This is a genomic window from Hufsiella ginkgonis (genome assembly GCF_009834915.1).
GTDB classification, from domain to species: Bacteria; Bacteroidota; Bacteroidia; order Sphingobacteriales; family Sphingobacteriaceae; genus Hufsiella; species Hufsiella ginkgonis.
The window spans coordinates 1,354,726-1,371,093 of sequence record NZ_WVHS01000001.1; the positions used below are offsets into that span (position 1 = coordinate 1,354,726).

The 16,368-nt window shown below is 48.3% G+C and carries 12 protein-coding genes; 2 read left to right on the forward strand and 10 right to left on the reverse strand.

Annotated elements, in window-relative coordinates:
- Nucleotides 1-3 precede the first annotated feature (3 nt).
- Together GS398_RS05770 and GS398_RS05775 are read right to left on the reverse strand one after the other, a co-directional pair.
- Nucleotides 4-1,218, reverse strand: coding sequence for a family 16 glycosylhydrolase (locus tag GS398_RS05770; protein ID WP_160905746.1), 1,215 nt, complete (start codon nucleotides 1,216-1,218; stop codon nucleotides 4-6).
- Between the two features lie 38 nt (nucleotides 1,219-1,256).
- A complete protein-coding gene (locus GS398_RS05775) occupies nucleotides 1,257-3,080 on the reverse strand; it encodes a glycoside hydrolase family 30 beta sandwich domain-containing protein (protein ID WP_202405957.1) in 1,824 nt (607 codons plus the stop codon).
- Between the two features lie 848 nt (nucleotides 3,081-3,928).
- Here GS398_RS05775 and GS398_RS05780 point away from each other — a divergent pair.
- Nucleotides 3,929-4,834 carry an Abi family protein gene (locus tag GS398_RS05780; protein ID WP_160905747.1) on the forward strand — a complete coding sequence of 302 codons (906 nt, stop codon included), beginning with the start codon at nucleotides 3,929-3,931 and terminating at the stop codon, nucleotides 4,832-4,834.
- 308 nt (nucleotides 4,835-5,142) lie between these two features.
- On the opposite strand, the gene GS398_RS05785 is transcribed toward GS398_RS05780, so the two are convergent.
- Nucleotides 5,143-5,712, reverse strand: a complete 570-nt coding sequence (locus GS398_RS05785; RefSeq protein ID WP_160905748.1) for a hypothetical protein — start codon at nucleotides 5,710-5,712, stop codon at nucleotides 5,143-5,145.
- Nucleotides 5,713-5,721: 9 nt separating this feature from the next.
- On the reverse strand, nucleotides 5,722-6,333 hold the full coding sequence (locus tag GS398_RS05790) for a nucleoside triphosphate pyrophosphohydrolase family protein (RefSeq protein ID WP_160905749.1): 612 nt from the start codon (nucleotides 6,331-6,333) through the stop codon (nucleotides 5,722-5,724).
- Between the two features lie 138 nt (nucleotides 6,334-6,471).
- Between GS398_RS05790 and GS398_RS05795 the strand changes: the two genes are divergently transcribed.
- Nucleotides 6,472-6,837, forward strand: a complete 366-nt coding sequence (locus tag GS398_RS05795; protein WP_160905750.1) for a very short patch repair endonuclease — start codon at nucleotides 6,472-6,474, stop codon at nucleotides 6,835-6,837.
- A 959-nt stretch (nucleotides 6,838-7,796) separates the two neighbouring features.
- Here the strand turns inward: GS398_RS05795 and GS398_RS05800 are convergent.
- The 6 genes from GS398_RS05800 to GS398_RS05825 are packed head-to-tail and all read right to left on the reverse strand — an operon-like array spanning nucleotide 7,797 to nucleotide 16,277.
- Nucleotides 7,797-9,557: a hypothetical protein gene (locus GS398_RS05800; RefSeq protein ID WP_160905751.1), complete on the reverse strand. Its 1,761-nt coding sequence runs from the start codon at nucleotides 9,555-9,557 to the stop codon at nucleotides 7,797-7,799.
- A 35-nt stretch (nucleotides 9,558-9,592) separates the two neighbouring features.
- Nucleotides 9,593-10,642: a DUF4407 domain-containing protein gene (locus GS398_RS05805; RefSeq protein WP_160905752.1), complete on the reverse strand. Its 1,050-nt coding sequence runs from the start codon at nucleotides 10,640-10,642 to the stop codon at nucleotides 9,593-9,595.
- The gene (locus GS398_RS05810) at nucleotides 10,639-12,450 is read right to left on the reverse strand and encodes a hypothetical protein (protein ID WP_160905753.1); all 1,812 of its coding nucleotides are present in this window, start codon (nucleotides 12,448-12,450) and stop codon (nucleotides 10,639-10,641) included. Before GS398_RS05810 ends, GS398_RS05805 begins: the two co-directional genes overlap by 4 nt.
- 17 nt (nucleotides 12,451-12,467) lie before the next feature.
- Complete coding sequence (locus GS398_RS05815) at nucleotides 12,468-14,738, reverse strand: hypothetical protein (protein ID WP_160905754.1); 2,271 nt, start codon at nucleotides 14,736-14,738, stop codon at nucleotides 12,468-12,470.
- A complete protein-coding gene (locus tag GS398_RS05820; RefSeq protein WP_160905755.1) occupies nucleotides 14,725-15,300 on the reverse strand; it encodes a toll/interleukin-1 receptor domain-containing protein in 576 nt (191 codons plus the stop codon). Before GS398_RS05820 ends, GS398_RS05815 begins: the two co-directional genes overlap by 14 nt.
- Before the next feature lie 8 nt (nucleotides 15,301-15,308).
- Nucleotides 15,309-16,277, reverse strand: a complete 969-nt coding sequence (locus tag GS398_RS05825; protein ID WP_160905756.1) for a caspase family protein — start codon at nucleotides 16,275-16,277, stop codon at nucleotides 15,309-15,311.
- Nucleotides 16,278-16,368: the final 91 nt, after the last annotated feature.

Sequence of the window (16,368 nt, forward strand, 5' to 3'; positions counted from 1 at the left end):
GGATTAAAAATAGCTGAACGCCTCCCAGCCGCTGATAGACGTCCGGTTACAGGTCATGTCGGCGGTGCCGTTTTCCGACGAGATATACCTCCCGTTATTCCCCCGCAGGGAGATCTTTCCGTCGGCATTCACCACCCAGTCGAATTTTTCCCAGTCGCCAATGCTGGTACGGTTGCAGGTGATGGCCTGGGCGCCGTTTTCCGACGACACATATTTCCCCATACTTCGCAACGCGATCTTGCCTCCCCCGGCATCAATTACGGTGTATCGTTCCCAGTCGCCGGCGGCGGTTTTATCGCACCGCATGGGCTGCGTTCCGTTCTGGCCGCATACCAGCAGGTTGTTATTTCCGCGCAGCGAGATCACTTGCCCGATAGGCGCGCTGCCGGATGTTTCCACCGCGTTATATACCCTTACGTAATCTACGTACATGCTGGCGGGAAGCTTACCCTGGTCGATGGTCTGGCCGGGTAAATTGCCGCCCACGGCCATATTCAATAAAATGAAGAACGGCTTATGGAATTCTTCGGTGCTGTTGATGTTATTGGCGATGTTGGCCGTATGAAATTGCACCCCGTCAACGAACCAGGCGATGGAGCTGGAATTCCAGTCGATACGGTATGTATGATAATCCCCGGGGCTGGTAGTCGTATTTCCGCCATATTGCGAATAACCGTTCGGGCCGTTCCAATGTATAGTGCCTAAAACACTGGTTGAAGTATTTACATGTTCCATAATATCGATCTCCCCGGAAGCCGGCCAGCCCACGGAACCGATATTGGCGCCCAGCATCCAGAATGCGGGCCACAATCCCTGGCCCATCGGTAATTTCATCCGGGCCTCGATCCGCCCGTACGTAAATTGTCTTTTCCCGGCGGTTTGCATCCTCGCCGAAGTATACTGATTGCTGCCCACGGTTTGTTTCCTGGCCGTTATCACCAGGTTGCCGTTCGCTACGGAGGCGTTCGACGACTGGTAATATTGCTGCTCGTTGTTCCCCCAGCCCCCGCCGCCGGTTTCGAAGTTCCAATTTGCCGTATTTACCGATGAGCCGTCAAACTCGTCTGCCCATACCAGCTGGTAGGTTAACGCACGGGGTGCGGTAGTGGTTAACTCCTCCTGCGGCGACACCGTAGTACTTTTTTTACATGCAGCAACTATCAACAATAGTCCGCAGGAACAGGCAAGCAACTGTTTGCCTAACGCTTTTGATTTCATAAGTTCTGTAATTAAATGGTTTATTGAGAGCGCTTAGGTTAGTTTAAACTGAAGGCTTCCCACCCCGAAATAGAGGGCCTGTTGCATTTCATCACATCGGTCCCGTTTTCCGAACACACGTACATACCGTTATTACCACGTAAGGAGATCTTACCGTCGGCATTTACCACCCAGTCGAATTTCTCCCAGTCGCCCACTGTCGTCCTGGTACAGGTCATGCCCGAAGCCGCCCCGTTTTCGGAGGACACATACTTGCTCATGCTTCTTAAAGCTACTTTCCCTGCACCGGCATCCACTACGGTGAACCGTTCCCAGTCGCCGGCAACGGCTTTGTCGCATCGCATGGCCTGTGTGCCGTTCTGGCCGCAAACGAACTGGTTATTAATGCCGCGTAAGCTGATCACCTGGCCGATCGGAGCGGTAGTACCCCCGCTTGATTGCGTACCTGACCATTTAAACGTCGCCGTAGCGCCCGCCGGGAGTGTATACGTAAACGACTGTGATCCCCATTTCACCTTAAATGTAACGGCCGAGCCCCCGTTGTTCCCTGCCAGCAGCACTTTCGTTCCGTCCGAATTTTTAAACGCTACGTTCTGGATGCTTCCCGCGATGTTCGAATTAATGCGTACCGCCCCCGGTTTAACGAATTTCGAAAGATGGGCGATAATGTAATAGGCCACGTTGCGGGTATAGCTCGTGCTGCTGTTAATGGTAATGGCGCCCAGGCATTGCGTACAGCCTCCCGGGGTGCGCGGACCCATACTGGTATTATTGGCCAGGTTCCATTCAAAAACCGCCTTCGCCCAGTTTCGGGAGGCGCCAACCGTAATATTCTGCGTATGCCAGGATAAGTCGCCTCCAAAACTTCCCGCAGAAGAAGTCCATTGCTCCGTAAAATACACGTTTTTGTTCGTGGCGTTTTTCACGGTAGTCATGGCAGAAATATTTCCCAGGTAAAGATGGAAAGCGCTGCCGTCTACGTAAGAACTGCCGTTAGCCACCGTGGTGGGATAATTCGTATTGTCGCAATTATGGTCGAACGCGATAATTTTAGTGTTATAACCCGCCCCCCGTATGCGCGGGCCGAGATGGTTGTTGATGAAATTAAGCTGTTCGCCTGCATCCATCAGCATACTCGGCTCGTTACCGCCATTTTCCGGCTCGTTCTGCGGGGTGATGCCCCAGATGGTGATGCCCTGGGCCTGCATCGCGTTTAAGTAATCCACGAAATAGGTGGCGTAGTCCCCATAGTTACCCGCATTCAGCCGGCCACCAACCCAGCCGCCGTTCGTTTTCATCCACCTGGGTGCACTCCAGGGGGTGGCCAGGATCTTGATCCCGGGATTAATGGCCAGCACCTTTTTGATCATGGGGATGAGGTAGGTCAGGTCCGGGCCCGCCAGGCTAAACGAGGCGCCGTCGCGGTAAGAGTAGCTGGAATTGCTAAGGTCGGAGGCGCCGATGCTGATCCGTATGGCGGAGATCCCGATCCCCCCGGCACTGAAAAGCTCGTTCAATAAGGCATCCTGCTGGGCCGCGGCTAACCCGCTGATCACCTGCGCGCTGCCCTGGGTTAACGTAAAGCCGTACCCGTCGATGTTTTGAAACGACGAGTTTTCGTCTACCGTCACCGTGGTAGCGTTGCTCCCGGCATCGGCGGCAAAGGTTACGTTTCCCTGCTGCTGCAGCAATTTGCTTTTATCGCCGGTGGTCATCCAGATACTCACCGATTCATTGGCCCGGATAATGGTGCCCGCAGCATTTTCTCCTGGATGAGGTACGCCTGTTTCCTGCTTACAGGCGTGTGTAAGCGGGAGTAAAAGCATTAGTACCGCGCATTTAATACCGTTCGTTTTTTTCATATTATAGTTGGTTAATTGGTTGCAGGAGCAGGCTAATAGGGCAGGTTTAAGGCGAAGCTTAGAGCATACCGTACTACTTATTCATTTGCGGAGAGCGGAAGGTTTATACCCTGTTTATTTGACGGAAATTGGTCAGAAAAACGGTGTTAATTCCTTGGTTAGTTAGGCCAAAGTTACCGGATTAGAAATCATATAATCAAATTTTTTTGTCATAAATGTTTGATTATCGGTTACTTATGAAATTGTTGAACCGTTTCCATGCCGTTAGGGAAAAGGTGTGAAGTGGCTTGTATTCACTTGGAAACGGGGACTTATTTGTTTAACCGGGAGTGCAAAGTGATACGGTTGGTTACCGGGGGGATTAAGGGGGTTGCCGAGGTAAAATACCTGGGAATCTGGCGGAATTTGGAAGATATCGATGGTTGCTGATCCGATGAGCTTCACAAGGACTCTGCGCTTATATGTGTTTACGGGCGAAACGTTGGCCCGATGGGTTTGAATAACGGGGCTTGCCCGGTTGAAAAGCAAGGCTTGTGCTGCTATCTTCCGATAGTCCCGCTGTACGGTCGCGGGAGCTCCCTGCCATCGGGTTTAGGTAACCTGGAGCAGTGCAGGGGAACTTGCGGCAGTTTTGAGGCGTTACCAATCCGTATCCGCTTTCAACAATAGTAGGGTGTAAGCTTAGTATGTCTTTTCTTTTTTTTAATTTTTTTTAAACAACCGCCGCGGCAATCCGTATCTTTGTACTAACAGTACTCGCCACGCTACCCGTAAGATCAGCGTCCCAGGGCGAGTCTTTTTTTTTAAAGATATTTTGAAGCCCTTTTCGTGAGGGCTTTTTGTTTATTATGTACTCGAAAAACGCGACTAGTATTAACGAGCAAATTGATCAGCTCATTGCCAGGGGACTTGAGATCCCTGATCGAGCCGTTGCGGCACACTACTTGGCCAACATTAGTTATTACAGGTTGGCGGGATATTGGTGGCCTATGCAAGCTGATAAAGTTTCACATACGTTTAAGCCCAGCAGCCAGTTCGATGCGGTAATTGCTTTATACAATTTTGATCGCGATCTGCGCCTGCTTGTATTTGACGTGATTGAACGCATTGAGATTGCGCTTCGTACACGCCTTATTTATCACCTGTCGCATGAGTGCTCGCCGTGGTGGTTTCAGGATACTTCCTTATTTATCAATGTGCGCGAGCTAACCAAAACGCTCGCCAGCCTCGAAGAAGAATTAGAACGATCTAAAGATGTGTTTATTAAGGAGCACCTGAAGAAGCATAAGGACGACATGCGTTTTCCACCGGCGTGGAAGTCGCTCGAAATCACCAGTTTTGGCAGCCTGTCTAAGCTTTATGGAAATCTAAAGCACACCATTAAGTCGAAGGACCTTATTGCCCAGGAATTTCAAACCGCAAACCACACCTACCTGCCGAGTTGGCTCCAGGCGATTGCGCAAATCCGGAACATCTGCGCCCATCATGGCCGGTTGTGGAATAAGAACCTCCCGGGAACACCAAAGTTGATGAGCAAACCGCCTAAGCCGTGGATAGCCGATGTACCAACCGAACACGAGTTTAAGAACCTGTATATTCATCTTTGTTGTATGCGTTACCTGCTTAATGTGGTTAATCCGGGTAATAGCTTCTCGATTAGTTTACAGTCGCTTTTTACGAAATACCCAACGGTTGATGAGATGGCGCTCGGCATGAAATCCGGCTGGCGTAATGAGGATTTATGGCGTGTGTGATTATAGTCCGCTTCTACCTGAGCAAATAGGTGCCTAATCTCTGCCAGGTCGTTAGTAATGCTGAAACATTTCAGCCGAAAGGGTGAAACCTAGCCATTACACATCACTAACCCCCCACTCAAAAACTCAAACCCATTATTCCCAGCAATCGTAATCAACGGTTTCAACCGATCCCTAAACCCAGCTTTCGTAAACCTCCTGAAACCTCATCCGTACCTCGATGTTCGAAAATAGTGTGAGGTAATTATCTAGAAACGGGCTGTTATATGCTGCGCAGAAGCCGGGAACGGCGCCGGAGTAAACCGTGATTAAAACAAGGTGCTAATATCTTTAATAAGCGTTGCCAATAAACATATTGCCCCGATATATAGCGACAAACGCACGAGCCTTTTCATGGGGAGCAAAAATTCCTTCCGATATTGTACCTGCTGCCATTCATCGTCATTGTTCCTGATGTTTACCGAAACGTACCTGTTATTGATAAAAAAGAAGTTTAACAGGCCATGAGCCGTAGCAAAAAGAATAGCCTTTCCAATAGTATGATCACCCGGGATAAATACCCTTGCCTCACCTTTACCCGTTAGGGTGGCAACTGTGAACGCTATGCAATACACAAGATAAGCTGCAAGAGTAACCAGTGGAAGTATTGCGTTGATATTGAACAGCAGCGATTTGTTTTTTATTGCCTTATTAAATTGCAGGGCCACATAAGTATGCACCAAAATAACAACTACTAAATTGATAACCACCGACAAATTGAAAACAGCCAGGCAATCATGATATGTCAACCCGGGGAACCCATAACCCAGCAATATGAGTCCCGCTACTCCAGGCGCGAACAGGAGATTGGTCCTCCATCCTTTTAACACCAGCCACATAATATTTGATTATTCATTTGCTTCGTCAGACCGCTCCTGTGTACCAAACTTGATGCCCGACCCGCGGAAAAACGTTTTCAGCAACCCAAATTTTTGCTCGCATGTTTCTCCTTCCTGTATCCGGCGTGAACTAACCTTGCGGCGTTGGCACTCGAAGCACAACTCGATGTATTCCAACACACGCCCCTTCGCATTCATAAAAAGAATACCATTACGCGGATTGTAGCAGCTGGCACCGGCGTCGCCCATCGAAACTCGGAGACCACTCACCGGCGTGCGCCCGTAATTGAAATAGATATCGGTAAGCGCATCCACTTGAGTGTCGGTTAGCCTGGTGATTTCCTTCACCTGGGCACGGTTAAGCTTGCCTTTTTTAACAGGTATAGAAATTCCAAGATCTGCTGCCGGATCGTGGAACGAGATGATCCAGATTTCTGCGGCTTTGTTATACGGATAAAAGGAGCGTCGTTGGGCGGCTGTATAATTTTCCTTGTGGAGGCATTGGTAATTGAGTTCGGATAACTGACCATCTTCTGCGGTGAATGGCTGTAGCGCAGTGTATTTCGGGGAGCAGCTAAAAAGAAATAGCGCGGTAGCGAAGTACCAAGACGAGCGAAGCATGGTACAAGATATGAATTAGAGGGTGGATATGAAAACGGTATTGGCAGTGGAGGAGAACTTCCGACAGTTTTGGGGCGGGAGCAGTATCATGCACCTGCTCCATAGAAACTCTTCCGCCAAATCTCCGTTAATTTGTACATGGCCGATGTGCATTCTAAAGAAACCCGTTCCTACAACATGTCGCGCATCCGCGGCAAGGATACCAAGCCCGAACTGCTCGTGCGCCGCTTCCTGCATAGCCATGGGTTCCGTTACCGCCTGCATGTAAAAGATTTACCCGGGAAACCCGATATCGTACTGCCGAAATACAAAACGGTGATTTTTATTCATGGGTGCTTTTGGCATGGGCACGAAGGATGTAAGTATTATGTGGTGCCGAAAACGAGGACGGAATGGTGGTTGGAGAAGATTGGGAGGAATGTGGAGAAGGATTGGGATTCGGAAGAAAAGTTGTCAGAAATGGGCTGGAAGATCATCAATATCTCAAAACAGCAATTGTGTTAATTAACGGATCTTCCTCCCGCGGCTGCTCCACCCCCTCGGAAAGAGGACAGGATCCCGGTTCACCAATTAGTTCATTTATTAAATCAAGACCATCATGAAACATTAACAGAACCCGATACTACCCTTAACAAACTCACTCCAAAGCCCTATTCGGCCGATCGTTACAAGGATGACGATCCTATGGATCTTCCGGCTTCACCACGCCGTTAGCGTCACCATTTCGGCCTTGGCCCGGGCACTGCCCGTCTCCGTTGAGGTGGAAACGGATCTTGCAGCAATGCTGGAATCTGCCACCCATTTCGCACCAAATTGGAGTTGCCCTCAAGAGGAATATTGTCGAGGAAAAGCGGTTGTTCGCGGTGTTAATGGATGCGGCAGATATTACCTGCTGCCACAACTGGGGGAAATTTACCGAGGAGGAAATTCTATCCCACAGGGTTGCACAGCGACCCTATTGGATAACGTAGAAAAAACGTACCGTTCCGTAAAAAGCGTACGTTGAAGGTGATTGAATAACGGGATGTGCGCGCAGGTTTTGGCGATCCGTTTGCATGCTGCCTATACATTCTTACGCAAACAACACATTTACTATTCCCAAATATTGGCTTTCTGACTGGTCCGTGCGCTTGATAGGACATCACGCACCTTACTGAAAGCATACATAACTAAAGGTTACCGCAGAACAAATAAGGTTATTGCAGGTTTGGGTTGCTTTTTCGTGTACGCGTAGAAAAAGCGTACAAGACTAATAAGAAACGGAATTAAAGTAGTACACGATGCGTCTCCTATCGGCCTGTTGATAGAGTCTGCCGGCGCTGAACCCGGCGTTGCCCACCAGTATATTGAAAACGGATTTCTTTTAAACCGATTTCGGTTGAAGTCATATTGTCTTCCTAATCTATGAAATCAACGGAAGGCAATATGGTGATAATCGGGGTTGAGCCTCCTCACGAATTCGCTTATCTCGCATCACCCACATTTCCCGCCCTGGAAAAAAGGGCCCCGCCCGACACCATATAGCTAAGGCCAATTGCAGGAAACAGCCATGGAATTGGACCGATACCAAACAATTCCAGTAAAAAAAAGCTGATCGCCAGCCCGCCATGAATAAAGCTATAAGATTTGAGTTTTTTAGCCTGCGATATACGTAACTCACTATAATATGGGTTATTGCTGCCGAAAGCAGGTAGGTAACGGCTAACGAGCATCCAAACGGGTGCCAATACACCAATATTAATCAACGGGATAACCGAAAGATTCAGCAGTAATGATATCTTCTTGCGGAAAGCTTCGGATTGCTGCTTTGGCAATTCGTCTACCTCTGTGATTATTGTGCTTAATGAACCGAGGGCAACTTCCAATTCCTCCAGTTTCTTGCTCAGCTTATCGCGCTTCAGGTAGAATTGCATAGCGATATCAGAAGATACGGTTTCTTTCGCCGTCAGGATCAACAGTTCGGTGGCTTCGATATGGCGTATAAATGCAGTAAGCGGAACGCCAATGTGCAGTGAAGAGCGAATCTCCCGCTCAACATCATTGAGGAAAGGTTGTTGTTTGTTAAGGAATCTCTCCTGATCATATTCGTCGAAAACGCCCAGGGCGAAATAAAGGTCGCGGCCTATTGGGTCGAGTAGTTTCTCTTTGTTTTCGGTCATTTTTGTGAGTTCGCCTGCATTGAACCTGATGGCGTTGAGGATTTGTTCGAACACGGGTTCAAGCAGCAGAATAAACGCTTTTAATTGAGAAATATCCTCCCCGATCTCCGTCATGCGCACGCTCATATTATTACGTATATTATCTATTTCAATGGGGTCAATTAAATGCCGGTACTCGTAGTTAAACTCCGTTGACCGGGTCAAAAAGCGATCTGCTTCCGGCTGGTATTCAACGCAAGTGTTGTGCGGGAGACCGTTAAGGCACTGCCGGATAGCTGCGAGCAGCACTTCATTTAACTTATAGCAGGAATGGATCAATCCGGCTGTTTGGATCAAGCCCTGCCGAAGCGGGGCCGGATAGCGGGAGAAAATCATTTCCGTTTCGTCGTTCAGCTTTTTAAAAATCTCTGTTGCAGCGCGTTGGCTTTCAGTCCCCCATACACGATCATATAAAAACACATATACTTTCTTAGTGAGAAACCCAAGCATGAAGCCTGAGAAGGGGTTGTTTTTGTTATGGATATGGTCATAAGCCAGCTGTTGCAGCTTGCCCAGCACGGAGAGGATATCCTGGTCGAGCGCGGGCGTAAGGTCCTGCTCTTTTTGCTGAACCTGTTCTTCAAGCTCTGCCCGTTTTTCGTTAAGCCGGGAAACGGCGTCTTCGTAGCGTTCGCGGGCACGATTGGTTTGATCAACGAGGCGGTTATGGAAATCGACCTGGTTATTGTATTTAGTTACTTTCTGATTGTAGCTATCTCTTTCCTCAGCGGTCATATTTCCCCAGCTTGGGGGCGCACTTCCGGGACGTTCACGCCGTTCTTGCGACGAGAGTGACTCGAAATCGCTTTCTGTTTGCCAGACCCGCTCTTTGAACGATAGAAGGGTTTGCTCACAACGGTCACGGAATTCGGCGATTCGCTGGAGCGCGCGCTCATACGCCTGGCCGTTGATCATTGCCGCGAGCTCGTGATTACTATAAGATTTACTGAGGTCGTTTGGACGCATGAACAGATCTACGTCCATAAAAGGAGAGACCTGTGAGTGAATACGGGGAAGATTTTGCATGTTATGGTGATTAGAGGTTTGGTTCGGAGATGTTTTTAGTCGGATTGTGAGAGTAGCATTTGTTGTATTCGTCGCGGATTTTCAGACTGAAGCTCTTCCGCTGACTTGATATTATACTCAGAAGTGGCTTCTTCGTAGATGGCCACGGCCGACAGAATATTTAGCTGCCGGCGCTTTTCGATGAGAACGTCATATTCCGTTTTGGGTAGTAAGAGCTTTACAATACAAGGAATGGTTTCAAAGAGGAAGAAAAGAACAGTGATACCCCAGCTTGTGCGACCTGCTGAGCCGGTGCTGTCTTCCTTTTTTACTTTGCCGAGCGCGACGCTTTTAGATAGGAAGTCGTAGGATTGCGTCGCTTTTTTATTCAGATAAACAGTGTCTTCTTTAATTTCCGCCTCCTTAAGAGCCAGCCTCAACCGGGTAAGGTCACGGTCGCAAATGGCAATATTGATTTCTTCGCTCTTAACGTTTTGATCGGCCAGTTTATAAGCTGGTCCATCGCCCGCCCGCCCGGTTTGCAACGCCCCGGCCTCCCCTGTAAGCTCCGCCTGGCGGATAGCGATCCAGCGATCCCTGTTTCGCATAGCTTGCAGGCGCTTATTCTCGGTACTATCTAATAATGTGATTATTCGTTCGGTATTGCCGGTTAGGCGATCAGCCAAAGGCTTATTTACTTGCCTGTCTTCTTCCTGTAAACGCGCCACCAGCCGTGCGTCGAACAACTGCATCTCTATTGGTGTAGATACGATTAAACTGATGATAATTGCCAGCGGAAGTCGAAGCAACGCTGCGATCTTGTTAGAAGCCGATACAATTTCGCGATCAATCGCTACGATGAATATACAATAAACGGTGCCGAGGATTGCTGAGTAAAACCACCCCATCGGCATCATCGCCGGCTGCCCTGTACCGGCATCTTCCCGGATGAACATGTTGGATATCGCGTATGTTCCGGAGACAAGGGCCATCGTGCCGGTAAGCAAGACGAAAAATCCAAGAGTTGCCTGTATGTTTTTGGTTATTGCCGTGCAATGCCGAACAATTCCCTGATCGGTTTTGGACAGAAAGTAGAATAGGTTCATGGTTTTTCCTCCCTGTTCTCTGCATTATTGCTGGCTAGCAGGAAATCATTGGTATTTGATCGCGTAACGAATTTCTCTTTCGAATACTTGCTTTCAGCAGATAGCTGGTTGATCTCCTCCGTCAGGGCTTTGATCTCGTCTTCGTATATGGTGGCATCTTTCATGTATTCATGCCGTTTTTCCAATGCATCGGTCAGCCGGCGGGTTCGATCGAAACGGAGAAGGTCATTTTGGGTGGCACTCTCTTTAATATCACGCTGGTGCTCCTCGTTGATATTGCGCTCTTCAAGGCTTGCAGTTTCTTCGAAGTCATGTGTTTCGATTATCAGCCCGAATTTCTCGGCAACTCTTTTCGCAACTTTTGCAAACTCCTGTTTGATGAATATGCCATCGATCCTGTCGTCGCGCCTGAACGACACCGATGTCATCCAGCGCTCGACCATTTTCCCGATATCCGAAAGCTCTTCCTGTGAGTCGCTGTAATCATTCGCACGAAAGCGGTACCATCCTTCTTTGGCTACATTGATCACGCGGAAAGCCAGTATAAAGTTCCGTTCATCGAAATTTGCGCCAAACCGTATTTCGAAGGGTCGCGCCTGAAGCCGGTCAAAACGGGCAGAAAGATTAGATTCGAGGATGTTTATGTTGACGTTCAGATCGATAAAGCCGTATCGCACTTTCATCGCTGCTTTAACGGTTTCGATAAGGTCGATCTCCAATTGGTTAAACTCGAGGAAGCATTCTTCCGGGTTTCGCAGGTTAGCAAATGAACGTACGGCTGCGATGGCGTCGCTCTTCATAGTGGAGATAATATCAGACCCGGCTTCGATGTTTTCCTTGGTTATAGGTGATTCCAGGTCCAACTTTCCCTCTACAATGATGTTTAATGCGATTTTAAACTTCGGGTCCTTGGTGTTGTATTCACGTTGTGTACCGGGGTTATTGTCTGCTGTTTCGAAATAAAACTTCTCGTTATCGAATCCTGGGGCCGAAATAAGCTGTTTGAGCTCATAGCCTACCAGGATCGCTGCTTTAGTCATCGGCACCTCGATCAGCTTCTTGTTCATGTCAAAAAGCAGTTCTGCATATTCCATATCTATCACTACGTTAGAGGTGAACTGATCGAGCTTAAGCTTTGCCCAGTTCTCAAGATCATCAATGCCCGACAATGCGAACCTTACTTCATCAACCAGGCTCAAGGCAAGCGCATGCTGGATAGCCACCACCTGCCCATCGCGCGTTCTTGCCTGTACTGTATGCTGGCAAGGCACGAATTCCCTTGGCTTTATAACTGGCACGGGTAAGTTCAGGCGGATGTAAGGCGTTAGATCCAGTCCCACGCGTGCTGCCTCCTCTACTAACAGGTCGGTAAGGGGAGATTTATGTTCATTGAAATTCGTAGCAAATTCTTTGTGTTTAAAAATATACGAATGAATAACCTGCTGTAGCCTGGCGTTTAAGATCGCGATAGGAGGTTCGGGTTGATTAAGGAATCTCACAAGCCGGAATGACCCTTTTGCATTGATCCTTGCATCGTAATTGAGGGTTACTTTCAACCGGTCGGGCAGGTTTTCATGATTGATAGCCAGGGCCGGACCTTCTGCGTTGAATACGATGCCATTCATCCTTAGCTCGAAATACCGGAGTTTTTTTAGTGGTATGATGGGTTTCTCGTGAAGAATTTCGTCACTTTTTGCGTCGATAATGATTGTTTGCAGCTCACGGCCCGAGCTTGTCTTTTTGTATTCGGGCAGCTCGCGAACAATGGGGTCTAATGTAACAGACAGTGGGGCGTTATTTTTTTCCATTTGCGTGAGAAGTTTTATCAGAGTTTAAGGAGTGCTATTGCGCTTTCTCTTTTCGCGGTAATCCATGCCAGGTTATCCCGGCTCATCCGTTCAAGCTTCGCTTTCTCGAGCCTGCGGTTGAAATGGACCGCTGCTTTTTTGAGTGCAGTCTGGATCTTGTCCGGGGGATAGGTGGATTTTACCAATCGGATCACGTCAGCCAGGTGGCCGGGATCCCGGGCCAGGCGTTTTTCCGCATCATCGATCGGGTTATTCAGGTAATAATGCCATTGAAGTAATACCAGGGCAATGGAAACGTATAGGTCTTCTTTCATCACTTTTTCCTGTATCCTCTGTTCCGGGTATTTTTCCAGGTAGTCGCTTTGATAAACAGACCTAAAAGCGTCTTCCACATCTTCGATTAGTACAAATCGGGCAAGCATTAAGAGTTCGCTCGTGCTATCATTAGTATTACATTGCAGGAAGAGTGCGCGCGCTATGCTGTTTTTGTTTCCTTTCCAGGTCCATTCCCGTTCGAATATGTCGAGAAACGCACATTTCGTAATGTGGTAGGCGGTGAGTGATTTTTCGACTTCCAGCGTTTTCCAGGTAGTTATTTCTGAGAAGAGCACCGGTAAGTTTTCCTGGTGATGCGCCGCGATCCTTGAGATAGCCTGGAAATTATTTCGCAATTCACCTTTACCGATATGCTGAAGATGGTTATTAAGCCGGGCGAGGTTTTCTAAGTGATCTGCAGTACAGTTGTGAGAAAGAATGGCCGCAAGAATGTTTCGTCTATCGGCACCTTCTTTCATCAGGTCATAAAAGATGTCAAGGTATTGTTTCAGGTCGCCTTGTTCTTCCCAACGGCGAATGAAACGCTGAAGGATTGAAAAGACCTCTTTATTTACCCGCCCGCGGTCCTCCACTTTTGTGTCGAGGAGACGGTCGGTCAGCTCGGTACAAAAATGAACAAGAAACCGGATGGGGCTTACCGCCGCATTTTCCAGCGCCAGGGTGAACCAGCCTTTGAGAATAGAAGCGGGGTAGTTTTCATATGCTGTAAGTAGCTTCTGTTCAATTGCTTCCAGTCGTTTATTAAGCGAATGCCGATGTCGTGATCGCAGCTGTGCCAATACCTGCTCTTTTTGCAGCGGATGAGTAAAGCGATATGCTGTATTTTCCTTGCCGGATGAGAGTACAATGTCGAGCCCGCAGTCGGCCAATACTTGATCTGAAAACGCCTCCCATTGCCATGACATTTCAGCTGCCCGGTTATTTAATGCTGAACCTGGTGCACCGGTATCGAGCTTCGATATTAACAGTTTTATGAGCGTATCGAATTCGTTGATCGTGATGTCATCAAAGTAGGTGGCAATGAACATGACGAGACTTTTGAGCGGGTCAGACAGTAACAACTGAATTTCCTTAAGTTCCAGGCTTTGTTTTACACCATTTTCGTAGTCTTCCGCCTCCTCTTTGAAACGGCCCTCCCTTATCAGTCCGGTCCAGGTAGTTATCTGTACCTGCTCTGGCAACGCAGCCAGCCACCCTTTCTGGATGCACACTTTCCGGGCTTCCCGGTAATACTGTACAGCCAGGCTGTATGAAAGCGTGCACTCGCAGAACGCCGTGATGGCAGGATGAACCAGGAGCAGGGCCGCGTGCGGGTGCGGGGTTTCCCTTGCATCGAATGCCTCAGCATCGCGACACAGGTAAATCAGGAAAAGCTGGTTTTCAGCGAGTTTAGCCGTCGCCATATCGGCCGCCCCTCCTTTAAGGCTTATGGTGGAGAGAAAACGACGGAACTCGTTGTTTTCCCGTTCTTCAAACACTACCATCGCATGTCTTTTCTCTTTACGCAGCAATGAGCTAGTAGAGAAATCACTAATCAGCTTACTCAGCGTGAACGGGGCTTCCAATTGAATCGTACAACATACTGGCTGAAGATTATCTTCTATCAACCCGGAATAGAGCAATTGCTCCACTACCGTCATGGCTGCTTGTCTCGATTCGATGTGGTGATTAACGATCAGCATCCGTGAGCTCCGGAACTGTGCGATAATATCGTCATCGGTAAGGGGGACGGGCTCGGAGTAATACTTCCTTTCCAGGAGTGCGAATTCTATCCGTTCCGAAGCTATTTCTCTGCCGAAGTAATTGGAAGTCTGCTCGATTGAAATTACGCCCTCGTGTTTCTTTATGTTTAGATCGAGATTGTTTTCGCTCGTGATCGATTGGGTGACCGGGGCTGCTACGGTTGGTGCGGACTCGGGCGACTCAGGAACGTCTGTGTTATTTTCCTCCATAATTTTGAGTGTTATTGGTCACTTGCGAAATGTTCCCGATAGTTGATTCTTTTTCGATTTTAAGCAGTTGCTTCGAGGCTATCTTTTGAGTGATCTTATTCAAAAGTTTACATTGTGTATCGTTATTTGGCGGATCCAATTTTTTTCCGAGCATTTTCTTCATGATCTTAGCTATTCGTTTAGGGTCGTTATTCCAATCGATGAAGCCCAGTTCTCTTAACTGCGGGTAGCTGGAGAGATCGGTATGGGTAAGGCAAATGGGGATGAGGTAAACCTCTTCCGGGTTTTCAGAGATGCGCTTTATCATTGCCCCTAATTCAATTTGGGTATAACGCTTTTTAAAATACGTAGGCGACAGCAATACTGCGGCGAATCGCGCTTCGTGGAAATACAGTTCGCAAAGTCTTTTGTCGAGTGAATGACCGGCCGTCTCCTGCAGGTTTTCGGCGTAGTAATAGGGATTAAGGCCTTTGGCCTCCAATGCCAATGCCAATGCCACTGCGGCATTTCTATCTTCTTCCGCAAACGAGATCGCTATATCGTAGGTATAATTCATCATCATCAACCTGTTTAAATTTTTTCTGCTTTTACCAGGTTCCAGTAATGGTGTCCCAGGGCGGTGAGGCTGCACGATTTCGACTCCATTGCGGCGAAGAACATATGCCTTGTATCATTCGGGACCACTAAACCAACACCTTCGAGTTGCTGGAGCTCCCCAAACCTGCGCACGTTTTCGGGAGTGGCGTAAGGTTTTGTTATGTGGGGTGTAGCGTCTTTTACATTCGTTTTTTCGAATGACGGATCAAGCGCGAACTTATCCTGGGGCGCGGTAAAGTACTCGGTTAGCCTGCGTAATACGTCGAGCGGTATGGGCGGGTTGATCTTACGCAGGGAAATGAACTGGCTGACATTCGTTTTGAACACTGGCCGTTGACCCCATTCGCCCAACGCCTGGTCGATGTGTGCATAAACGCTACCAGGGGTAATATGTCCTGTAAGGTCGGCCGCGCCGCCGGAGAGTGCATGTAATAACAGCCGGGTAAAGATGCCATGACCATCCCGTTCCATCGATGGTTCATTGTCACGACAGGCCGTAAGTATGGTAACCCCGGATCCGATCTGTGTTATTACCTGGCCTAATGTGGCCGGAGTGCCGAATGCCCCCGAATGACAACAATCCAGGATAATTACTTTATTCCTGATAACCGACTTATTAGCCAACACGAGTATGGCATCCATAGAAACACCCTCGTCGTATCTTTCGAAATCGGGAGTGACCAGGTAACCACCTGTGGCATCGGTGTATCCATGGCCGGAGAAATAAAGAAGAGCGGCTTCGCTGTCGCCTTTAAAAAGCTCTTCGATCAGTGCCTTTAGCTTAGCTTTTGTTGGAACATCCGTCTCAAGCTTTACCGCAAAATTAGGCGAACCGTCGCCATGCGTTTTCAGGTATGAACTCACCTCGGCCGCATCATTTATGCAACCGTTTAATGGGGCTCTGGGGTAGTTATTGATCCCGACTATTAGCGCTTTTTTCATTTTAGTTGTTTTCTCCTTGCATACATTGTTTTAATCCGATCCCCGGGAATCATGCGGCTTACCGGAGCGTTTTTCGATTCAAATCTATTCC